Raw genomic sequence first — 20,148 nt, forward strand, 5'->3', positions numbered from 1 at the left:
ATGCCCACTATCGACCTGAACTCCGACCTCGGCGAGAACGTCCCGGACCGCATCGTCAGCGACGATGTCGCGATGCTCGAGATCGTCACCAGTGCCAACGTGTCCTGCGGGTTCCACGCCGGTAGTCCTGAGGGCATCCGCGACACCTTGGCGGCCGCGGTGCGCGGTGGGGTCGTGATCGGCGCGCACCCCGGTTACCGCGACTACGAGAACTTCGGCCGCACGAACGTCGAGATCGACTCTCCGACGCTGCAGGCGCATGTCGAGTACCAGCTCGGCGCCCTCATAGGCCTCGCCTCGTCCGTGGGTGGCAGGGTCTCGTACGTGAAACCGCACGGGGCGCTGTACAACACGATCGCCCGCGATGAGCGGCAGGCAGCGGACGTGGTGGCGGCCATCAAGGCGATCGATCCCAGCCTCGTGCTGCTCGGCCTCGCCGGTGGTGTCGTGCTGGATGTCGCGTCGCGCGCGGGGCTCGCGGTAGCCGCAGAGGCCTTCGCCGATCGTGCGTATCAGCCCGACGGACAGCTCGTCTCGCGCACCCAGGACGGTGCCGTGCTGCACGACCCCGCCACGGTCGCCGAGCGCATGGTGCGGCTCGCCTCCGACGGTGTGATCCGGGCGATCGACGGCTCCGACGTGCGCGTCGAGGCGCAGTCGATCTGCGTGCACGGCGACAGCCCGGGTTCCATCGCGATGGCGGCGGAGACGAGGCGGATGCTGCAGGCAGCAGGCGTCACGATCGCACCGTTCGCCGGGGTCTGAGATGGTCGTGCTCGCGACTTCGGTCCAGGTCACCGCCGCCAGGGCGGCGCGTGAGGCGTACCGTGCGGGACACGCGACGCCGACGAGCGGTATCGCAGCGGGGCTCACGCAGGCGAACCTCATCGCTGTGCCGGCGGACTGGGCGTTCGAGACACTGCTCTACGCGCAGCGCAATCCGAAGCCGTGCCCGGTGCTCGAGGTCATCGAGCCGGGACAGGTGGAATCCGTGCTGGCGCCCGGCAGCGACATCCGCACCGACATCGGCCGGTACCGGATCTGGCGCGACGGCGAACTCACCTCCGAAACGACCGATGCGACGGCTGCGTGGGAGGAGCATCCGGACCTGGTCGCCTTCCTGATCGGATGCAGCTTCACATTCGAGACAGGGCTCGTGGATGCCGGCATCCCGATCCGGCACCAGGAACTCGGCCGCAACGTGCCGATGTACCGCACGAACATCGACTGCACGCCGGCCGGGCGCCTGCGCGGCGAGATGGTCGTGTCGATGCGGCCGATTCCCGCCGGACGGGTGGCGGATGCCGTGCAGATCTCGGGGCGGACTCCTGCTGTGCATGGAGCACCTGTGCACATCGGCGACCCCGCGTCACTCGGCGTCGCCGACCTGAGCCGGCCCGATTTCGGCGATGCGCCGGAGATGCGCGAGGGGGAGATCCCGGTGTTCTGGGCCTGCGGCGTCACCCCGCAGGCGGCGATCATGGCGTCGAAGCCACCGTTCGCGGTCACGCATGCGCCCGGCTACATGTTCATCACCGACGTGCCGGACGCGGAGTACATCGTCTGATGCGCATCCTCACTGCATCCGATCGCACCCTGCTCGTCGAGGCGGCCGACCTCGACGAAGCCATGCGGCTGAACCTCGCATGGGATGGAGTGCCCGGCATCGTCGAGCGCATCCCCGGGGCCCGTACGGTGCTCGTGCGATTCGATCCACTGCAGACGTCGGCCGCCGCGCTGGCCGCAGTGCTCCAGGCGACCGAGGTCGACGCCGAGCACGTGCCGCATACCCGCGAGATCACGGTGCCAGTGCACTACGACGGTGAGGATCTCTCTGAAGCCGCCGGGCTGCTCGGTGTCTCGGCGGAGGAGCTCGTGAACCGGCATCTCGCCGCCGACTGGCAGGTCGCGTTCTCGGGGTTCGCTCCGGGCTTCGGATACGTGGTGAGCGGGGATCCGCTGTTCGACGTACCGCGCAGGTCATCGCCGCGCACTCGCGTGCCGGCCGGATCGGTCGCGCTCGCCGGACAGTTCACCGGGGTGTACCCGCGGGAGAGCCCTGGCGGCTGGCAGCTGATCGGACACACGGATGCCGTGATGTGGGACATCGACCGCGACCCTCCGGCGCTGCTGTCGCCAGGGGCGTTGGTGCGGTTCGAGCGTGCTGCACGACAGACGTTGCCGCTTCCGGCCTCTCCACCACTTCCGGCCTCTCCACCACGGGAAAACAGAGACGAACTGGCGAGTCGCCGGAGTGTTGCCGCTCGCCACGCCGAGGACACGCCAGGTCGTCCGGGTTCTCCAGCACGCGGCAGCGTCGAGATCGTCCGGACGTCGATGCAGCTGCTGGTGCAGGATGCCGGCCGGCCGGGGCATGCCGCCCTCGGAGTTTCGGCATCCGGAGCCGCCGACCGTCGCGCGCTGCGCGACGCCAATCGCGCGGTGGGCAATGAGCCGGATGCCGCCGTGCTCGAGAGCGTGGGCGGAGCGGTGCTGAGGTTCCACGGCGAGGGCGTCGCGGCCGTCGCCGGCGCTATCGGGGAGCTCACCCTGACGGATGCTCCGGGCATCACCCGCAGCATCGCGCACGGCACCCCGTTCGCCACGGCCGACGGCGACGAGCTCAGTCTCGGCCACCCGACACGTGGGCTGCGATACGTGATCGGGATACGCGGTGGGCTCGCCGCTGCATCCGCTCTGGGCAGCCGTTCCAGCGACACGCTCGCGGGTCTCGGGCCAGACCCGCTCGTCGTGGGTGCGATCGTCGAGGTCGGCGACGCCGCACCGCACTCGGTCGAACCCGTGGCGCCCCTGCGCGACCTGCCGGCATCCAGCGACCTCGTCGACCTCGACATCACTCTCGGCCCGCGCGACGACTGGTTCTCGGCATCCGCTCTTGAGACGCTGACGGCGCAGGAGTGGGTGGTGACGCCGCGCTCCGATCGGGTCGGTATCCGTCTGCAGGGCGATGTGCCGCTCGAGCGCACGACCCAGGGCGAGCTGCCCAGCGAAGGCGCTGTCACCGGCGCGATCCAGGTGCCGCCGGACGGACAGCCCGTGCTGTTCCTGCCAGATCATCCGCTCACCGGCGGCTACCCGATCATCGGCGCGCTCACCGATCGCTGCCTGGATCTCGCCGCACAGCTGCCGCCAGGAGCACGCATCCGTTTCCGTATCGCCCGCATCGAAGAAGGACTGTCATGAAGAAGGTGCTGATCGCCAACCGCGGCGAGATCGCGGTGCGCGTGATCCGCGCGTGCGCAGAAGCCGGGTACGGTTCGGTCGCCGTGTACGCCGATCAGGATGCCGACGCGCTGCACGTGCGTCTGGCCGATGAGGCGGTGGGACTGGACGGCTCGACTGCCGCCGACACGTACCTCTCGATCGCCGCATTGCTGCGCGCTGCCGCCGACAGCGGAGCGGATGCCGTGCACCCCGGATACGGGTTCCTCTCCGAGAGCGCGGACTTCGCACGTGCTGTCGAGGGCGCCGGTCTCGTCTGGATCGGCCCGGCACCGGACAGCATCGACGCGCTCGGTGACAAGATGACCGCACGCCGGATCGCGCAGAGGGTGAATGCGCCCCTTGCGGCCGGCACCGATCAGCCACTCGAAGGGCCGGCCGAAGCCGTCGCGTTCGCCGAGGAGCATGGGCTGCCCATCGCGATCAAGGCCGCGTTCGGCGGCGGCGGCCGAGGGCTGAAGGTCGTCCGCGAGCTCTCCGAGGTGGCGGAGGCGTTCGACGCCGCCACCCGCGAGGCGATCGTGGCCTTCGGTCGTGGTGAGTGCTTCGTGGAGCGGTTCCTCGAGAGTCCGCGCCACATCGAGGTGCAGGTGCTCGGCGACGGTCAGGGTGAGATCGTGGTCGTCGGTGACCGCGACTGCTCGATGCAGCGCCGGAACCAGAAGCTGATCGAAGAGGCTCCGGCTCCCGGTCTGACCGTCGAGCAGCGTTCCGAGATCCATGACGCTGCGCGCCGGATCTGCGCCGAGGTGTCCTACCGTGGCGCCGGAACGGTCGAGTTCCTGCTGGCGGCCGACGGAACCATCTCGTTCCTCGAGGTGAACACGCGGCTGCAGGTCGAGCATCCGGTCACCGAAGAGGTCACCGGGGTCGACCTGGTGCGGGAGCAGTTCCGGATCGCCTTCGGTGACGGGCTGTCGTTCCGCGACACACCTGAGCCCGCCGGGCATGCGTTCGAGTTCCGGATCAATGCCGAGGACCCGGGGCGCGGCTTCCTGCCCAGCCCCGGGCTCGTCGAGTCGTTGCGGATTCCCGGTGGCCCGGGCGTGCGATGGGACAGCGGGATCGAAGCAGGAGATGCCGTGCAGCCCGCGTTCGACTCGATGATCGCGAAGCTCATCGTGCACGCTGACTCGCGGGATGCTGCACTGATCCGCGCGCGCCGTGCGCTGCGCGAGCTGTCGGTCGAAGGACCGGCGACCGTGATCCCGTTCGATCGGCTCGCGGTGGACGAGCCGGAGTTCCAGACCTCGACGTTCGCCGTGCACACGCAGTGGATCGAGAGCACACTGCTGCCGCGCCTGGAGCCGCAACTGCGACCGGCTCCCGTCGAGGACGCCGCGCTGCAGCGCTTCCCGGTCGAGATCGACGGGCGGCGCGTGATGCTCGGGGTTCCGGCCGCACTTCTGCGGGGGCTCGGTTCTTCGACCGTGCAGGCGGATGCTCCGGCATCCGCCGATCCGGCTGAACTGCGCGCACCGGCCCCCGGCACGCTGGTGCGATGGCTCGTGGACGACGGCGCTTCAGTCGCGGCGGGGGATGCCGTCGCAGTACTCGACGCGATGAAGATGGAGACGCAGGTCACCGCGCACCGCGCCGGCGCACTCGTGCACGGTGCCGAAGCGGGCGCAGCAGTGGCCGCGGATGCCGTGATCGGCCGCATCGGCTGAGCCGCGGCATCCCTCCGCCACACGGATGCGGAGGAGAACGCACGAACGGGAGGATCCACGCGCCGGATCTCGTCCTCCGGATCGTGTGAACTCCTCCCGTTCGGGTGAGCAGCCCGGTGAGGGTGGGCGGCCTACTCCGGGTCGCCGCCCAGTGGGCCGACGGCGGGGATGGGGCCGCCGTCATCCGCGCCGGTCTTGCGGGCTCGGGCGATCGCGTTGCCGACGTGGTACACCAGCAGGGCCGCGACCGTGCCGATCACGATCGCACCGAGCTGGAAGGCACCCCACTGCATCGCGAAGCCGCCGACAGCGATGACGAAAGAGATCGCGACGGTGTACTGGTTGACCGGGCGGGAGAAGTCCACGCGGTTGTCGACCCAGATCTTGATGCCGATGACGCCGATGAGGCCGTAGAGGGCGGTGGTCACTCCGCCGAGGACTCCGGGCGGGATCGTGTTGAAGATCACGCCGATCTTCGGCGAGAAGGCCAGCAGGATCGCGGCGAAGCCGGCCACCCAGTACGCGGCCGTGGAGTAGACCCGGGTCGCAGCCATCACGCCGATGTTCTCGCCGTACGTGGTGGTGGCCGAGCCGCCGAAGCCACCGGCGAGCGTGGTGGCGAGGCCATCGGCGACCAAGGCGCGTCCGGTGTGCTTGTTGATGGACGGGTCGTTCGTCATGGTCGCGACGCCGCGCACGTGCCCGACGTTCTCGGCGATGAGCACCAGTACGACGGGCAGGAACATCGGCACGATGGTCCATGCGCCGGGGTCCGTCACCGCAGCGAGGTGGAACTCGGGCAGGCCGATCCACGCGGCATCCGCGATCGGTGCGAAGTCGACCTGACCGGTGAAGGCGGCGACGATGTAGCCGACGATCACACCGAGGAAGATCGAGATGCGGCCGAGGAACCCGCGGAAAAGCACGCTGAACAGCACGACGGCGATGAGTGTGACGGATGCGAGTTCGGGCTGCAGCGTGAAGTTGTTCCAGGCGGCCGGGGCCAGGTTGAAGCCGATCAGAGCGACGATGGAGCCGGCGACGACCGGCGGCATGAGCTTGTCGATCCAGCCGCTGCCGACCGCCTGCACGAGAAATCCGATGCCGGCCAGCAGCAGGCCGACCACGAGCACGCCGACCAGCGCCTGGGCGATCTGCTCCGGCGTCTCGAGGGCGTTGCCGCCGTTGAGCGCGGTGATCGGCGCGAGGAACGCGAATGACGAACCCAGATAACTGGGCAGGCGATTGCGCGTGAGCAGCAGGAAGAGCAGGGTGCCGAGGCCCGAGAACAGCAGGGTCGTCGAGACGGGGAATCCGGTGATGATCGGCACCAGGAAGGTCGCGCCGAACATCGCGATGACGTGCTGTGCGCCTATCGCGAAGGTGGCGGGCCAGTTCAGCCGCTCTTCGGGTCGGACGACCTCACCGGGGGCGACGGTGTGACCGTTGCCATGGATCTTCCACACGGGCATGGGGGCTCCTCGGTAATCGGGTGGGGGATGCTGGAGAAACACTATCGAGTTGCGAACGGCCGCCGCGTCGACGCGGGTGGCACGCGACAGTCTGGGGGCCGGAACGACAGGCGTCGGACCATTCGGGCGGTCGAGTCCGACATCTGTGCAAGCGGCCCCCGAAGTGTCGGGCGCGTGTGGCGCGGCGCGAGCGGGTGGGTCCTCGCCGGGCGGGTGGCGCGGGCGGGTGGGTCCTCGCCGGGTGGCGCGGGTGGCGAGGCGGGGCGGGGCGAGGCCGGGCGGGGCGGCCGATCACGGCTCCCCGCGGGCCATCCCTACGCGGTCAGGCGCTCGATGAGCTCGCGGTACCGGTCTGCGGTGCGCTCGACGATCTCGTCGGGCAGCACGGGCGGTTCGCCCTGCTTGTCCCAGTTCGACGCGAGCCAGTCGCGCACGATCTGCTTGTCGAAGCTCGCCATCCGCTCGGCCGGAGTCGTGCCGGATTCCCACGTCGCCGCATCCCAGTAACGCGACGAGTCGCTCGTGAGAACCTCGTCGGCCAGGCGCAGGATGCCGTCGGCATCCGTTCCGAACTCGAACTTGGTGTCGGCGAGGATGAGCCCGCGCTGCTCGGCGATCGCCGCAGCCTTCGCGTAGATCGCAATGGAGGCGTCGCGCAGCTCGGCTGCGCGCTCCGCGCCCACCAGCTCGGCGACGCGATCGAACGTGATGTTCTCGTCGTGCTCGCCCATCGGCGCCTTGTACGCCGGGGTGAACAACGGCTCTGGAAGGCGGTCGCCGTTCTCCAGACCGGACGGCAGCGGGATGCCGCACACGGTCCCGCTCTGCTGATACTCGGCCCAGCCGGTACCGGTGATGTATCCGCGCACGACGCACTCGATCGGCAGCATCTCCAGCGACTGCGCGAGCATGGCGCGATCGGCGACGGCATCCGGAATCTCCCCCTCGGCGAGGTGATTCGGGAAGTCGAGCTGCGCGAACCACCAGCGGCTGAGCGTAGTCAGCAGAGCACCCTTCTCCGGGATGCCGGGGGAGAGCACGAAGTCGAAGGCGCTCACCCTGTCGCTCGCGACGACGAGGATGCGGGTGTCAGCGGGGTCCTGCGAGGCATAGAGATCACGGACCTTGCCGGAGTAGAGGTGACGCCAGCCGGGGATGTTCAGTGCATCGCTCATCCGCCCATTATCCCTGTCGGTGGCCGGGTGTAGCGTTACCGCGTGACTGACTCTTCGCCCTCCTCCGGACCATCGACGGGCACCTACGCGACCGGGCATCGTCCGCGCAGCCCGTGGCCCGCCCTGTGGGCGATGGTCATCGGGTTCTTCATGATCCTCGTCGACACGACCATCGTCGGCGTCGCGAACCCTGCCATCAAGGAGGCGCTCGACTCGACGTCGAACAATCTCGACCGCGTCGTATGGGTCACGAGCGCCTACCTGCTCGCGTACGCCGTTCCACTGCTGATCACCGGCAGGTTGGGCGACCGCTTCGGCCCGAAGAACATCTACCTCATCGGCCTCGCGGTGTTCACACTCGCGTCGCTGTGGTGCGGTCTATCGACGACACTGGACGGCCTGATCTGGGCGCGTGCGGTGCAGGGGCTGGGTGCGGCATTGCTCACGCCGCAGACGATGGCCGTGATCACCCGCACCTTCCCGCCGGAGCGTCGAGGCGCAGCGATGGGGCTGTGGGGCGCAGCGTCCGGTGTTGCGATGCTCGTCGGCCCGCTCGCGGGCGGATTCCTCGTCGATGGCCTCGGCTGGGAGTGGATCTTCTTCATCAACCTGCCGGTCGGCGTCGTCGGGTTCGTCCTGGCGTGCATCCTCGTGCCGAAGCTGCAGACGCACAAGCACCGGTTCGACGTCCCCGGTGTCTTCCTCAGCGCGATCGCCCTGTTCCTGATCGTCTTCGGTCTGCAGGAAGCAGAGGCGTATGACTGGGGTGTGATCTGGGGACCGATCTCGGTGTTGAGCCTGATCATCACCGGCTTCGTCGTGCTGGTGCTGTTCCTCTGGTACCAATCGCGGACGAAGAACGAGCCGCTCGTACCGTTGGAGCTGTTCCGCAACCGCAATTTCGCCTGGTCGAACATCACGATCGCCATCGTCGGATTCACTGTGACGGCTCAGGGATTGCCGCTGATGTTCTTCCTGCAGCTCGCTCGCGGTCTGTCACCGACCGAGTCCGCGCTGCTGCTGATTCCGATGGCTCTCGCCGCCGGCATCGTCTCGCCGTTCGCCGGCAGGCTGCTCGACCGGATCGATCCGCGCCTCATGCTGGTGCCCGGCCTGCTGCTGGTGTCGATCTCGCTGTTCCTGTTCGCCATGATGATGAACACCGAGATCCCGATCGGGTGGCTGCTGCTCCCCTCGGCCATCCTCGGATTCGGCAACGCGGGAATGTGGGGTCCGCTCGCCACGACGGCCACCCGCGACCTGCCGCCGCGTCAGGCCGGTGCCGGCTCCGGCATCTACAACACGATGCGCACGGTCGGCTCGGTGCTCGGCTCAGCAGCGATCGCTTCGTTCATGCAGAACCGACTCGAGGCGAACCTGCCTGGCGCATCGGATGCCACCGGCGAATTCGGTGGGGGCCCGATGCCCGATGCTGTCGCCGGTCACTTCGCGGATGCGATGGCGCAGACGATGCTGCTGCCTGCGGCCGTCATCCTGTTGGGAGTCGCGGCCGTGCTGGTGCTGCGCCGTCCTGCTCACCTGGGGGCGCGCAAGAAGTAGCGGGCGCGTCAGTTTGCGCGCACGGCCGCGGCCGTGATGTTCTGTTGCGATGACGATCGAGCTCACCCGCCCCACGACCGCGCTCTTCGAATCCTGGGCGGCCGCTGTCGCGGAGTTCGAGGGCGGGCACGTCGACGGCGGTGGATACGACGCCGGTATGGTGCCTGATCGTGCCGCGTGCGAGGCCTTCGTCGCGAAGGCTGCGCGGTACGCCGATCCTGCCGCCGAACTTCCCGACGGTCATGTGCCGTGCGACTTCCTGTGGATCACGGACTCGGGCGAGGTCGCCGGGTTCATCGCTCTGCGCCGTGAACTGAACGAGCATCTGCGGCAGTTCGGCGGGCACATCGGCTATTCCGTGCGATCCTCACGCCGTCGTGAAGGAATAGCGAAGGAGGCGTTGAGGCTCGTGCTCGACATCGCGCGGGAGCAAGGACTCGACCGCGTCATGCTGACCTGCGACGACGACAACCCCGGCTCGTTCCGCACGATCGAGGGTGCCGGTGGCGAGTTGCAGGACGTCATCGACGCGTCGGAAGAGGGGCACCCGCGGCTGCGCCGCTACTGGATCACGCTCTAGACCGCGCGATCCAGCAGCCTGCGACCGTCCTCAGCGGGCCCGGAACGTCTTCACTTCGCGGAGAAAGCACTGTCGAACGCGGCAACCGACGGCTTGTACGTCGACAGCTTGCGCACGAACTCCAAAGCCTCCGGCGCGCCGACGAGCCGGTCCATCCCGGCGTCCTCCCACTCGACCGACAGCGGCCCCGTGTAGCCGATCGCGTTCATCATGCGGAACGCGTCCTCCCACGGCACGTCACCGTGACCCGTCGAGATGAAGTCCCAGCCGCGCCGAGGGTCGGCCCACGGCAGGTGCGACGACAGGCGACCGTTGCGACCGTTGCCCAGGCGCTTCTTCGTGTCCTTGCAGTGCACGTGGTAGATCCGATCCTGGAAGTCCCACAGGAATCCGACCGGGTCGATGTCCTGCCACACCATGTGCGAGGGGTCCCAGTTGAGCCCGAACGCCTCACGGTGTCCGATCGCCTCGAGGGCGCGCGTGGTGGTCCAGTAGTCGTACGCGATCTCCGACGGGTGCACTTCGTGCGCGAAGCGCACGCCGACCTCGTCGAACACATCGAGAATCGGGTTCCACCTGTCGGCGAAGTCCTGATATCCGGCCTCCACCATCTCGTCGGTGGCCGGCGGGAACATCGCGACGTACTTCCAGATCGATGACCCCGTGAACCCCGTGACCGTCTTCACGCCGAGCTTGGCGGCCAGGCGCGCAGTGTTCTTCATCTCCTCCGCAGCGCGCTGGCGCACGCCCTCGGGGTCGCCGTCTCCCCAGACATGATCGGAGACGATGTTGCGGTGACGCTGATCGATCGGGTCGTCGCATACGACCTGGCCCTTGAGGTGGTTCGAGATCGTCCAGACTTTCAGACCGTTGTGCTCGAGGACCTCCAGGCGGTCCTGGATGTACGCGTCGTCATCCCAGCGCCACGGGTCGAGGTGATCGCCCCAACATGCGATCTCGAGGCCGTCATAGCCCCACTCGCCCGCGAGCCGCGCGACCTCTTCGAACGGCAGGTCGGCCCACTGGCCGGTGAACAGGGTGACAGGTCGTGACATCATCGTCCTCTTCTCATGAGATTCGTATCGTGGTCGTTCTCAGACGCCGGTCCAGGCCGAGCCGTTCGACGAACTGCGCTCGACAGCATCGAGCACCCGCTGCACGTGCAGCCCTTCGGTGAACGTCGGGTGCGCGGCGCTCCCGCTCGCAATCGCCTCCACGAGATCCTTCGCCTGGTGCGAGAAACCGTGCTCGTAGCCGAGCATATGCCCGGTCGGCCACCATCCCGCAAGGTACGGATGCTCTGGTTCGGTGACCAGGATGCGAGTGAAGCCCTGCTCTCCTGCGGGCTGCGTGGCGTCGTAGAAGTCGAGCACATTCATGTCCTCGAGGTTCCAGTGCAGCGCGCCGCCGTCGCCCGAGATCTCGATGTCGAGCGCGTTCTTGCGGCCGGTCGCGAAGCGGGTGGCTTCGAAGGTCGCCAGGGTCCCCGACTCGAGTCGGCCGGTGAACAGAGCGACGTCGTCGACCGTGACCTTCCCGCGCTCGGTGCTCGCGGTGCCGCTGAGTCCGACGGATTCGCCCAGCAGCGGGCGCTCGTCGACCAGGGTCTCCAGTACCGCCGAGACCTGCGTCAGCGACTGCCCGGTGACGAACTGGGTCATGTCGATGATGTGCGCGCCGATGTCGCCGAGCGAGCCGGAGCCCGCGCGGTCCTTGTCGAGCCGCCAGGTCATCGGAGCCTCAGGGTCGGCGAGCCAGTCCTGGCGATAGCTCGCGCGCACCTGCCGCACCGTGCCGATTCGTCCGGCCGCGATCATGTCGCGCATCAGGGTGACAGCGGGCACGCGGCGGTAGGTGAACCCCACCATGGCGTGGATGCCGTGGGTCGCAGCATCCTGCGCGGCCTGCTCCATCGCCTCGGCCTCTTCCACCGTGTTGGCCAGTGGCTTCTCGCACAGCACGTGCTTGCCGGCGGCCAGCGCGGCGATCGCGATCTCGGCGTGCGATTCCCCGGGCGTGACGATGTCGATCACGTCGATGTCGTCACGAGCGATGACGGCTCGCCAGTCGGTAGACGTCTCGTCCCAGCCCCACTTGCGTGCCGCGGATGCCGTCTTGTCGGCATCGCGTCCGACGAGCACCGCCATCCGAGGGGAAAGGGGAAGGTCGAACGCCGCAGGCGCCTGGCGCCAGCCGACGGAGTGCGCGGCTCCCATGAATCCGTGGCCGATCATGGCCACTCGCAGCTCAGTTGTCATATCTACTCCCGGGGAAACGGTGCGGGGCGAGCGCAGTGGCGCTCGCCCCGCGGGTGTTGATCAGGACTCGAAGGCGAGTTTGATGAACTCGTCGACGTTGTCCTTGGTCACGACGGGCGCGTCCAGCACGATGCGGTACGGCACGCTCGGCGTGATCAGGTCGCTCATCGTCTTGTCCTGTGCGATCAGACGTGCCATCGCGATGCCGTCGGCTGCCTGCGTCGACGGGTAGATGACGGTCGCCTTGACGACGGTGTCGTCCGCCTTGATGTTGTCCATCATGTTGACGCTTCCGGCGCCGCCGACGAGGAAGAACTCGTCGCGGCCGGCCGCATCGATGGCCGCGAGGACGCCGATGCCCTGGTCGTCATCGTGGTTCCAGATCGCGTCGATCTTCGGGTTCGCCGAGAGGAGCTGGGATGCCGCGCTCTCGCCACCGGCGACGGTGAAGTCTGCAGCGACTCGGGCGCCGACCTCGAGATCGCAGGTCTCGAGAGCATCCTTGAAGCCCTGCGAACGGTCCTGAGTCAGCGGCAGGGAGTCGATTCCAGCGATCTCTGCGACGACGGCATCGCTCTGGCCGTCGAGCTGTTCGCAGATGTACATACCGGCGCTGACGCCCATGCCGTAGTTGTCGCCCAGGATCGTGAGGCGCGAGGCGGACGTGTCGGAGAACTCACGGTCGACGTTGATGACGGGGATGCCGGCATCCATCGCCTTCTGCGCGACCTGGGTCAGCGCCGCACCGTCCGTGGGAAGGAGCACGATCGCGTCGACCCCTTCGTTGATGAACTGCTCGACGGCCGCGATCTGCTGGTTGGCGTCGTTGGTTCCCTCTGCCTGACGCAGCTCGACGTCGTCGAAGCTCTCGGCCGCATTGATGGCGCCGGTGTTGATCGCGCCGAGCCATCCGTGGTCGGCCTCTGGGCCCGACCAGCCGATGACGACGGTGTCGCCCGAGGCCGTGTTCTCCTCGCTCGTGGTGCCCTGGTTCTCGGTCTCGCCTTCGCCCTCTGCACCATCGCTGGTACATCCGGCCAGCAGAGTGACGGCGAACAGTGCTGCCGCTCCTGCCATCAGCGGGCGGAGCCCGCGTGTGCGCATGCTGTGCATGTCTTTCCTCCTTGAAATGTGATGCAGATGCGTGCGGTGCAGGCATTCTCGATCGGGATCGAGTCGGTGTGCGCCGCGCACTGACATGGTCAAGTTAGCAGAACATGTCATCACGTGACCAGCTTTTGTTGGAAGACTGTCAGAAGTAAGTACAGCGTTGTAATCCTGTTATCCAGGGGAACTTGCTTCGATGGGGATCGCTCGAACGTGAAGCACGACGCTCTCGCATTAGAAATCAGAGCATGTTATGTTCCTGCTGTGATCAAAGTTGACCAGACTCCGGCATTACTGGAGATGCGCGGTGTCGAGAAGAGCTTCGTCGGTGTGCGCGCGTTGCGCGGGGTCGACCTCGAGGTGATGCCGGGTGAGGTGCACTGCCTGCTCGGCCAGAACGGCGCAGGCAAATCGACGCTCATCAAGACTCTCGCCGGTGTGCACACTCCCGATGCCGGGGAGATCCGCTGGATGGGTGAGCCCGTCGAGATCGCGAACCCGCAGACGGCGATCTCGCTCGGCATCTCGACCATGTATCAGGAGCTCGACGTCGTCGACGGCCTCACGGTGGCGGAGAACGTCTTCCTCGGCCATGAGTTCGACAGCTTCGGATTCACGCGGCGCGGCCAGCTCATCCACGAGACGCGCAGGCTCCTCGAGCGGCTCGGCCACGGATCGATGTCGCCGCACGCCGAAGTCGGCTCGCTCAGCGCTGCCGAGAAGCAGATCGTCAGCATGACCCGCGCCCTGTCGCATGACACGAAGCTCATCATCATGGACGAGCCCTCGGCGGTTCTCGATTCCGAAGAGGTGCGCAATCTGTTCGCGGTGGTGCGGGAACTGACATCGCAGGGCATCGCGGTCGTGTACATCACCCACCGCCTCGAGGAGATCCGCCAGATAGGCGATCGCATCACAGTGCTCAAGGACGGCTCCACCGTAGCCAGCAATCTGTCGGTGGCGGACACGACCACCGCCGAGCTGATCAAGCACATGACCGGTCGCGCCGTGCAGAACGTCTTCCCGCCGGCAGAGCCCATCGCCGCCGACGCGCCGGTGCTGCTCGAGGTCGAGGGCCTGGGCCTCGACGGGGTCTTCGAGAACGTGTCGTTCTCCGTGCGCGCCGGCGAGATCATCGGTCTCGCCGGTCTCGTCGGCTCGGGGCGCAGCGAGATCATCGAGACGATCTACGGTGCTCGGCGGGCGTCGACCGGAACCGTCCGTGTCGGCGGGAAAGAGCTTCCGCGCGGATCCGTCTCCGCGGCAGTGGCTGCCGGGCGTCGGGCTGAGTCCCGAGGAGCGCAAGTCCCAGGGTCTCGTGCTCGGGGAGCCGATCTTCAAGAACGTCACGCTGTCGTCGTTCACGCGGTTCGCCAAGGGCCCGCTGCTGGATGAGCGCAGCGAGCGCCGCACTGCCAGGGATCAGATCGCCGCTCTCGAACTGCGGCCGGCTGATCCCGACCGCCCTGCGGCGACCCTGTCGGGGGGAAACCAGCAGAAGATCCTGCTCGCCCGCTGGCTCGTGCACGGCAGCTCAGTGCTGCTGCTGGATGAGCCCACCCGAGGCGTCGACATCGGAGCGCGCTCCGAGATCTACGCGCTGATCCGCCGACTCGCGGCATCCGGGCACGCCATCGTCGTCATCTCGAGCGAGATCGAGGAAGTCCTCGGTCTCGCCGACTCGGTCCTCGTCGTCGGCGACGGACGCGTCCTCACCACACTCCCCGCATCAGAGATCGACGAGCACGGCGTGCTCGACCTCGTCATGAAAGGAGTCGCCGCGTGAGCGTGCAGACCCCCACCTCGCCCGGTCAGACCGAGGCTGAGACCCCGTCCGCGCTGCGCCGGTGGCTGTCCGGATCCGTCGGGCGCAATCTCGGCCTGGTTCTGGCGCTTCTGGTGATCATCGTCGTCGGGGCGGTGACCTCCTCGAACTTCTTGAACTTCGACAACGCCCTCGTGATCCTGCGCCAGGCTTCGATCATCGGCGTGATCAGCGTGGGAATGACCTTCGTCATCATCGCCGGTGGCATCGACCTCTCCGTCGGCGCCGTCCTGGCGCTGGCATCCGTCGTCGGCTCACTGGCGGCGATCCAGGACATCGCGAGCTCCAGCCACTGGATCGTGACAGTCGTCGTCGCGTTGCTGGTCGGGGTCGGCGCCGGCCTGATCAACGGAGTCGTGATCGCGTACGGCAAGGTCGCGGCCTTCATGGCGACGCTCGCGATGATGGTCGGTGCGCGCGGCCTGGCCGAGATCCTCGCCAACAATCGCACCCTGGTGATCTCCGACCGCGACTTCGTCCGCGCCATGAATGTGGACATCCTCGGTGTCGACATCCTCATCTGGATCTTCGCCGTCGTCGCGGTCGCCGGATGGTTCCTCCTCAATCGCACGACGTTCGGACGCCGCACGGTCGCAATCGGCGGCAACCCCGAGGCCGCACGTCTGGCGGGCATCAAGGTCAAGCGGCACACGATGTGGCTGTACGCGCTCGTCGGCCTGACTGCCGGAATCGCCGCCGTCATGCTCATGGGCCGTACGACGGCCGGCACCTCGACGCACGGCAACCTGTACGAGCTCGACGCGATCGCGGCCGTCGTCGTCGGCGGTACCCTCCTCATCGGCGGACGCGGCACGATCACCGGCACCGTGTTCGGTGTGCTGATCTTCGCGACGCTGTCGAACGTGTTCGTGCAGAACAACCTCACGTCCTCTGCGCAGGCCGTCGCCAAGGGCGTGATCATCGTCGTCGCGGTACTGCTGCAGCAGCGCTTCGCCGTCGGACGCGTCCCGCGCAGCCGCCTGCGCCCCGCGGGTCAGGTGGTGCCTCCCGCGTAGACTCGACAGACGCGGAAGGGCCGAAAACGAGGGCCTCCAGGGCGTGGATGCGGTGCAGTCCTGGCGAAGCACAGAGCCGTTCACGAGAATCACAGGGTAGGAATGGCAAGCAATCTCAGCACCGGCGGTGTCGGCGAACTCTTCCAATTGCTGCGCGACGGTGAACCGCGTACCCGAGCAGAACTGGCGAAGACCTCGGGACTCGCCCGATCGACCGTGGCCGCGCGCGTCGACGAACTCATGCGAAAGGGCTTGATCGCCCCCGTCGCCGATGCTGCATCGACCGGTGGGCGTCCTCCTTCCCAGTTCGCCCTGAACCCCACGGCGAAGGTCGTCATCGCCGTCGACATCGGCGCGTCGCACACGACGGTCGCCGTGACGGATCTCGCCGGAACGATTCTCGCCGAACGCACCGGCAGACTCGCCGTTTCGCTCGGGCCGGAGACCGTGCTGTCGTGGCTCGTCGAGGCTGCGAACGAGTTGATCCTCGAGACCGGACTCAGCCATGACCGCGTCGCGGCGGTCGGCGTCGGCGTGCCAGGGCCCGTCGAGCACGCGACCGGTCGTCCGGCGAAGCCGCCGATCATGCCCGGCTGGGACGGATTCGACGTGCCGGGCTGGGTGCAGCAGCACCTGCAGGTTCCTGTGCTCGTCGACAATGACGTGAACATCTCGGCGCTCGGTGAGCGCGCTGCCGCCTGGCCATCGACCGATCACATGATCTTCGTCAAGGTCGCCACCGGCATCGGTGCGGGCATCATCTCGGACGGACGTCTGCTTCGCGGGGCGCAGGGCATCGCTGGTGACTTCGGTCACGTGCGCGTCGCCAGAGGAGCGGATGTGCCGTGCCATTGCGGGAACACCGGCTGCCTCGAGGCGCTTGCCTCCGGCCCCGCTATCGCGCGCTCGCTCAGCCAGCGCGGAATCCCGGCGACCGATGGCGACGACGTCGTCGAGTTGGTCAAAGCCGGCAGCCTCGAAGCGATTCAGGCCGTGCGCCAGGCCGGCCGTGACCTCGGCGAGGTGCTCACGGCATCCGTGAGTCTGCTCAATCCGTCGGTGATCGCCATCGGCGGCGCCATGGCGCGCGTGGGCGAGCACCTGATCGCCGGCGTTCGCGAGGTCGTCTACACGCACTCCATGCCGCTGGCGACCGAGCACCTCGCGATCGTGCAGTCGGTCACAGCGGGAGAAGCCGCCGTGCGCGGTGCCAGCCTGCTCGCGATCGAGCATGCGCTGAGCCCGGAGATCCTGCCCCGCAGCTTCGCGCTCGACGGCTGAGCGCGCCGCACCGCCTACTCGGCGACGCGGGCGGCGATGTCGCGGCGGAAGTGTGCGCCGTCCAGGCCGATGCGGCTCATCGCGTCGTACGCCCGCGTGCGCGCGGCGGCGAAGTCGGATCCGACCGACACCACGTTCAGTACGCGCCCGCCGGTGGCGAGCAGGTCACCGCCCGGAGCATCCGGCCCTGCTGTCGCGGCGTGCACGATCCGCACACCGTCGACGCTCGCAGCATCCGAAAGCCCCGAGATCTGGCGCCCGGTCTGCGGCGCCTCCGGATAGCCCTCGCTCGCGAGCACGACGGTGATCGCGACGTCTTCCGAGAACACGGGGTCCGGCTGGTCTTCGAGAGTGCCCGATGCCGCGGCGAACAGCAGTTCCGACAACGGAGTCACAAGGCGGGGCAGCACGACCTGCGTCTCCGGGTCACCGAAGCGGGCGTTGAACTCGATGACCTTGATGCCCTTGTCCGTGAGGATGAGCCCCGCGTAGAGCAGGCCGATGAACGGAGTGCCTTCGGAATCGAGCTGGCGGATCACCGGCAGCGCGACCTGCTCTGTCACAAGAGACACGAAAGCCTGTTCGCTGCCGAACTGCTCGTCGAGCCAGGGGAGCGGAGAGTACGCGCCCATGCCACCCGTGTTCGGGCCTTCGTCACCGTCGTACGCGCGCTTGAAGTCCTGAGCGGGGCTCAGTGCACGGACCGTGTCGCCGTCGGAGAGGAAGAAGAGCGACACCTCGGGGCCGGAGAGGAACTCCTCGATGAGCACAGGGCCGTGCGGGAGATAGTGAGTCGCGTGCGCGAGGGCCTCGGCACGGTCGGACGTGACGATGACACCCTTGCCCGCAGCCAGGCCGTCGGCCTTGACCACATAGGGCGCGCCGAGGTCGTCGAAAGCCGTCTCGACGTCGGCGACGGATGCGGCGCGCACGGCGCGGCCGGTCGGCACGGACGCCGCGTCCATCACCCGCTTCGCGAAGGCCTTCGAGCCCTCCAGCTGAGCGGCGGCCTTCCCGGGGCCGAACACGGGAATGCCGCGTTCGCGCAATGCATCCGCGACGCCGGCGACGAGCGGGGCCTCCGGGCCGATGACGACGAGATCGATCCCGTTCTCGTTCGCGAAGGTGGTGACCGCGCCACCGTCGAGCTGATCGACGGAGACGAGTGCAGCATCCTGGGCGATACCCGCGTTACCAGGGGCGGCGAGGATCTCATGCTGCGCGTCCTCTGCCTTCAGGGCGAGGATGATCGCGTGCTCACGGGCACCGGAACCGAGGACGAGGATCTTCACCCGTCCAGACTACCGAGCCGCTCGCGCGACGTCAGACGGTCACCGGCCGTTCGACCGTCTCATCCCACGGCACCGTCCACCCGCAGGTGTCGAAGATGCGGTCCAGCACCATGGCGGTGAAGCCCCACACGATCGTGCCGTCGACGTCGAACGCGGGGCCGCTGAACCGGAATCCGTCACGTTCGATCACCGAGGTGAAGCGGGTGGCAGGGGCCAGCAGTTGCGCCACCGGTACGCGGAACACCTCCACGGTCTCGGCGTGATCGACAGCCGCCACCTTCGACGGTTTCGTCCACCATCCGAGCACCGGCGTCACGAGGTGGTTGCTCGCCGCGAGGGGGAGCTCCGGCAGCACACCGAGGATCTCGACGCCATCCGGGTCGAGGCCGGTCTCCTCCTCCGCCTCACGCAGCGCGGTGGCGACGAAGTCCGCATCGGCGGTTTCACGGCCGCCACCGGGGAACGACACCTGCCCCGGATGCGATGAAAGAGTCGAGGCGCGTCGCTGGAGCAGCACGTCGAGATCCTTCGCCACGGAGACGTCCGCGAGCGGGGCGGGAGTGCTGTCGAGCACCCCGAACAGGATCAGCACGGCGGACTCGCGGGCGGCGTCCGGATCGGCCAGCCGCGGCAGGATGCGCGTGCCCCAGCCGTCCGACTGTGCAGCGGCGAGCAACTCGGCGCGGGCGCCCTCCGGATGCTGGTTGTCACTCACGATCCGAGCCTATCCGCCACGCGAAGGGCCGGCGTGGGATAGAGCGTTAGCCGCGTGACGGGGATCGGACTCAGGCGACTACGACAGTGACGCCCGCTGCCCGCAGCTGATCCAATTGGTCAGGGTCGGCGCTGTCGTCCGTGATGAGCATGTCGATACTCGACGTGTCCGCCATCTGTGCGAGAGCGACCTTGCCGATCTTCGAGCCGTCGGCGACGACGATCGTGCGCTGCGCCTTGGCCACCATCGCGTGGTTCGTACGGGCCTCGGTCTCGTCATGGGTTGTGACGCCCGCCGCAGCTGAGAACCCGTCGGCACCCAAGACAGCAGTGCCGACGTTGATCGCGTTGAACGTGCCTTCAGCGAGCACGCCGACCAGCTCGAGGGACTGCGGACGCAGGATGCCGCCGGTCATGACGATCCGTAGTCTCGGATACGGGGCGGCGAGCGAGGCGATCGACAGCGAGTTCGTGACGATGGTGAGGTCCGCGTGGCCTGTGAGCTCACGGGCCACGCCGGCGGTGGTGGTTCCGCCGCTCAGAGCGATCGCATGGCGCTCCCGGGGGATCTGACCGGCCGCCGCCCGCGCTATGCGTCGTTTGGCATCCTGGAAGCGGGTATCGCGAAGAGCGACCGGCAGCTCGGCGAGCGAGCCTGCCGCTTTCGCGCCGCCATGCGTGCGGGTGATGAGTCCCTGATCGGCGAGCACGGTGAGGTCGCGGCGCAACGTCGCGGCAGAGCTGTCGAACTGTTGCGTGAGTTCACCGAGCGAGACCTCGCCGCGTTCGGCGATCGTGTCGAGGATCCCGGCCATGCGGCGAGAGCGTTTAGGTGAGCCGCCGAGCTCGGCGACTGTGCTGGTGCTGTAGGCGGTGGCCATGAAAATGAGCATGCCAGCTGAGCGTTTGAGTGTCAATTCAGTCATTTGCTTGCGTGCAACGCGCATTCCTCTGA

General features: G+C 67.8%; 16 protein-coding genes and 1 pseudogene. 9 read left to right on the forward strand and 8 right to left on the reverse strand.

The genetic code is table 11. From position 1 onward, the window contains the following. From QFZ46_RS10640 to QFZ46_RS10655, 4 genes are read left to right on the forward strand one after another with little or no spacing between them, the layout of a single operon-like run. Positions 1–765 carry a LamB/YcsF family protein gene (locus QFZ46_RS10640; protein WP_307364570.1) on the forward strand — a complete coding sequence of 255 codons (765 nt, stop codon included), beginning with the start codon at positions 1–3 and terminating at the stop codon, positions 763–765. A gap of 1 nt (position 766) precedes the next feature. Continuing rightward, positions 767–1,567 carry a putative hydro-lyase gene (locus QFZ46_RS10645; protein WP_307361180.1) on the forward strand — a complete coding sequence of 267 codons (801 nt, stop codon included), beginning with the start codon at positions 767–769 and terminating at the stop codon, positions 1,565–1,567. Beyond that, positions 1,567–3,204, forward strand: coding sequence for a 5-oxoprolinase subunit B/C family protein (locus QFZ46_RS10650; protein ID WP_307361181.1), 1,638 nt, complete (start codon positions 1,567–1,569; stop codon positions 3,202–3,204). The genes QFZ46_RS10645 and QFZ46_RS10650 overlap by 1 nt, the downstream gene beginning before the upstream one ends. After that, the gene (locus QFZ46_RS10655) at positions 3,201–4,913 is read left to right on the forward strand and encodes an acetyl/propionyl/methylcrotonyl-CoA carboxylase subunit alpha (RefSeq protein ID WP_307361183.1); all 1,713 of its coding nucleotides are present in this window, start codon (positions 3,201–3,203) and stop codon (positions 4,911–4,913) included. The genes QFZ46_RS10650 and QFZ46_RS10655 overlap by 4 nt, the downstream gene beginning before the upstream one ends. A 131-nt stretch (positions 4,914–5,044) precedes the next feature. Here QFZ46_RS10655 and QFZ46_RS10660 read toward each other — a convergent pair whose 3' ends face one another. Further along, positions 5,045–6,385, reverse strand: a complete 1,341-nt coding sequence (locus tag QFZ46_RS10660; RefSeq protein ID WP_307361185.1) for a uracil-xanthine permease family protein — start codon at positions 6,383–6,385, stop codon at positions 5,045–5,047. Positions 6,386–6,699: 314 nt separating this feature from the next. Next, positions 6,700–7,560 (reverse strand): phosphoribosylaminoimidazolesuccinocarboxamide synthase, encoded by an 861-nt coding sequence (locus tag QFZ46_RS10665; RefSeq protein ID WP_307361187.1) that lies wholly within the window; start codon positions 7,558–7,560, stop codon positions 6,700–6,702. Between the two features lie 132 nt (positions 7,561–7,692). Here QFZ46_RS10665 and QFZ46_RS10670 point away from each other — a divergent pair, with 132 nt between their 5' ends. Both QFZ46_RS10670 and QFZ46_RS10675 read left to right on the forward strand, forming a co-directional pair. Beyond that, entirely contained in the window at positions 7,693–9,120 is a 1,428-nt protein-coding gene (locus QFZ46_RS10670) for a DHA2 family efflux MFS transporter permease subunit (RefSeq protein ID WP_307364572.1), read from the forward strand. A 49-nt stretch (positions 9,121–9,169) separates the two neighbouring features. Beyond that, positions 9,170–9,700: a GNAT family N-acetyltransferase gene (locus tag QFZ46_RS10675; RefSeq protein WP_307361189.1), complete on the forward strand. Its 531-nt coding sequence runs from the start codon at positions 9,170–9,172 to the stop codon at positions 9,698–9,700. Between the two features lie 50 nt (positions 9,701–9,750). Here the strand turns inward: QFZ46_RS10675 and QFZ46_RS10680 are convergent, their stop codons facing one another. From QFZ46_RS10680 to QFZ46_RS10690, 3 genes are read right to left on the reverse strand one after another with little or no spacing between them, the layout of a single operon-like run. Further along, on the reverse strand, positions 9,751–10,755 hold the full coding sequence (locus tag QFZ46_RS10680) for a sugar phosphate isomerase/epimerase family protein (protein WP_307364573.1): 1,005 nt from the start codon (positions 10,753–10,755) through the stop codon (positions 9,751–9,753). 39 nt (positions 10,756–10,794) lie between these two features. Then, positions 10,795–11,958: a Gfo/Idh/MocA family protein gene (locus QFZ46_RS10685; RefSeq protein WP_307361191.1), complete on the reverse strand. Its 1,164-nt coding sequence runs from the start codon at positions 11,956–11,958 to the stop codon at positions 10,795–10,797. A gap of 60 nt (positions 11,959–12,018) precedes the next feature. Continuing rightward, entirely contained in the window at positions 12,019–13,071 is a 1,053-nt protein-coding gene (locus QFZ46_RS10690; protein ID WP_307361193.1) for a substrate-binding domain-containing protein, read from the reverse strand. 294 nt (positions 13,072–13,365) lie between these two features. Between QFZ46_RS10690 and QFZ46_RS10695 the strand changes: the two are divergent. The 3 genes and pseudogenes from QFZ46_RS10695 to QFZ46_RS10705 all read left to right on the forward strand — a co-directional run bounded on the left by QFZ46_RS10695 (position 13,366) and on the right by QFZ46_RS10705 (position 17,187). Beyond that, positions 13,366–14,851 (forward strand): annotated as a pseudogene (locus QFZ46_RS10695) (sugar ABC transporter ATP-binding protein). A 2-nt stretch (positions 14,852–14,853) separates the two neighbouring features. Beyond that, entirely contained in the window at positions 14,854–15,906 is a 1,053-nt protein-coding gene (locus QFZ46_RS10700) for an ABC transporter permease (protein ID WP_307364575.1), read from the forward strand. Positions 15,907–16,008: 102 nt separating this feature from the next. Next, a complete protein-coding gene (locus tag QFZ46_RS10705) occupies positions 16,009–17,187 on the forward strand; it encodes an ROK family transcriptional regulator (protein WP_307361196.1) in 1,179 nt (392 codons plus the stop codon). A 14-nt stretch (positions 17,188–17,201) separates the two neighbouring features. Here the strand turns inward: QFZ46_RS10705 and purD are convergent, their stop codons facing one another. The 3 genes from purD to QFZ46_RS10720 all read right to left on the reverse strand — a co-directional run bounded on the left by purD (position 17,202) and on the right by QFZ46_RS10720 (position 20,074). Further along, positions 17,202–18,479, reverse strand: a complete 1,278-nt coding sequence (gene purD, locus QFZ46_RS10710) for a phosphoribosylamine--glycine ligase (RefSeq protein WP_307361199.1) — start codon at positions 18,477–18,479, stop codon at positions 17,202–17,204. Between the two features lie 31 nt (positions 18,480–18,510). Further along, positions 18,511–19,194 (reverse strand): NUDIX hydrolase, encoded by a 684-nt coding sequence (locus QFZ46_RS10715; protein ID WP_373457644.1) that lies wholly within the window; start codon positions 19,192–19,194, stop codon positions 18,511–18,513. A 70-nt stretch (positions 19,195–19,264) separates the two neighbouring features. Then, positions 19,265–20,074 carry a DeoR/GlpR family DNA-binding transcription regulator gene (locus QFZ46_RS10720; RefSeq protein ID WP_307361202.1) on the reverse strand — a complete coding sequence of 270 codons (810 nt, stop codon included), beginning with the start codon at positions 20,072–20,074 and terminating at the stop codon, positions 19,265–19,267. Positions 20,075–20,148 lie beyond the last annotated feature (74 nt).

Origin of the sequence: Microbacterium murale (assembly GCF_030815955.1) — a bacterium.
Lineage (GTDB): Bacteria > Actinomycetota > Actinomycetes > Actinomycetales > Microbacteriaceae > Microbacterium > Microbacterium murale_A.

What these genes read in the sequence shown, in the direction of transcription:
- QFZ46_RS10640 (WP_307364570.1), top strand. Translation starts at nt 1, where the DNA reads ATGCCCACTATCGACCTGAACTCCGACCTCGGCGAGAACGTCCCGGAC.
- QFZ46_RS10645 (WP_307361180.1), top strand. Translation starts at nt 767, where the DNA reads ATGGTCGTGCTCGCGACTTCGGTCCAGGTCACCGCCGCCAGGGCGGCG.
- QFZ46_RS10650 (WP_307361181.1), top strand. Translation starts at nt 1,567, where the DNA reads ATGCGCATCCTCACTGCATCCGATCGCACCCTGCTCGTCGAGGCGGCC.
- QFZ46_RS10655 (WP_307361183.1), top strand. Translation starts at nt 3,201, where the DNA reads ATGAAGAAGGTGCTGATCGCCAACCGCGGCGAGATCGCGGTGCGCGTG.
- QFZ46_RS10660 (WP_307361185.1), bottom strand. Translation starts at nt 6,385, where the DNA reads ATGCCCGTGTGGAAGATCCATGGCAACGGTCACACCGTCGCCCCCGGT.
- QFZ46_RS10665 (WP_307361187.1), bottom strand. Translation starts at nt 7,560, where the DNA reads ATGAGCGATGCACTGAACATCCCCGGCTGGCGTCACCTCTACTCCGGC.
- QFZ46_RS10670 (WP_307364572.1), top strand. Translation starts at nt 7,693, where the DNA reads ATGGTCATCGGGTTCTTCATGATCCTCGTCGACACGACCATCGTCGGC.
- QFZ46_RS10675 (WP_307361189.1), top strand. Translation starts at nt 9,170, where the DNA reads ATGACGATCGAGCTCACCCGCCCCACGACCGCGCTCTTCGAATCCTGG.
- QFZ46_RS10680 (WP_307364573.1), bottom strand. Translation starts at nt 10,755, where the DNA reads ATGTCACGACCTGTCACCCTGTTCACCGGCCAGTGGGCCGACCTGCCG.
- QFZ46_RS10685 (WP_307361191.1), bottom strand. Translation starts at nt 11,958, where the DNA reads ATGACAACTGAGCTGCGAGTGGCCATGATCGGCCACGGATTCATGGGA.
- QFZ46_RS10690 (WP_307361193.1), bottom strand. Translation starts at nt 13,071, where the DNA reads ATGCACAGCATGCGCACACGCGGGCTCCGCCCGCTGATGGCAGGAGCG.
- QFZ46_RS10705 (WP_307361196.1), top strand. Translation starts at nt 16,009, where the DNA reads ATGGCAAGCAATCTCAGCACCGGCGGTGTCGGCGAACTCTTCCAATTG.
- QFZ46_RS10720 (WP_307361202.1), bottom strand. Translation starts at nt 20,074, where the DNA reads ATGGCCACCGCCTACAGCACCAGCACAGTCGCCGAGCTCGGCGGCTCA.